We start from the raw sequence: 704 nt of genomic DNA, 5'->3' as shown, positions 1-704 counted from the left end.
TCGTGGCCGGCGGCACGCTGAGCCTGCCGGTGGCCGACCTGGACACCGGCAGCGCCGACCTGACGCTGTCCTTCGGCGCGCTCGGCTCCGCGCTGGGCACGCTGCAGGGCCGCGACATCAGCCTGACCCGCAGCGCCGCCGGCAGCCTCGACCTGGGCAGTGTGCTGGCCTCGCGCAACCTCGCCCTGGCCACCAGCGGCGGCGACATCACCCAGCAGGCCGGCAGCAGCCTCGGCGTCGCCGGCACCACCGGCATCGCCACCAGCGGCGGCAACCTCGTGCTGGCCAACGCCGGCAACGACTTCCAGGGCAACGTCTCGGTCAGCGCCGGGGCGATCAGCCTGCGCGGCCAGAACGCGCTGAGCGTCGCCAGCCTGAGCAGCGGCACCGACCAGGGCGTCAGCCTGGTGGCCGGCGGCACGCTGAGCACCCCCAGCGGCGCCATCGACACCGGCAACGCCGACCTCGTGCTGTCCAGCGGCGGCGCGCTGAGCACGCCCGGCACCCTCGCCGGCCGCCACATCAGCCTGACCGGCGCCGACGGGCTGACCCTGCAGAACAGCATCAGCGCCAGCGGCACGCTGACGCTGCGCAGCACCGACAGCGCCATCACCCAGGCCCCCGGGGCCACGGCCATCACCGTGGCCGGCGCCTCCAGCATCGACGCCGGCACCGGCAACGTCACGCTGGCCAACGCCGGCAAC

General features: G+C 75.1%; 1 pseudogene. It reads left to right on the top strand.

Annotated elements, in window-relative coordinates:
* Positions 1–704, top strand: a pseudogene (locus tag D9C15_RS33670) (hypothetical protein); the annotation flags it as partial.

It is taken from the genome of Piscinibacter defluvii, assembly GCF_004011805.1.
Lineage (GTDB): Bacteria > Pseudomonadota > Gammaproteobacteria > Burkholderiales > Burkholderiaceae_C > Piscinibacter > Piscinibacter defluvii.
This window is presented reverse-complemented; position numbering and strand designations above follow the sequence as displayed.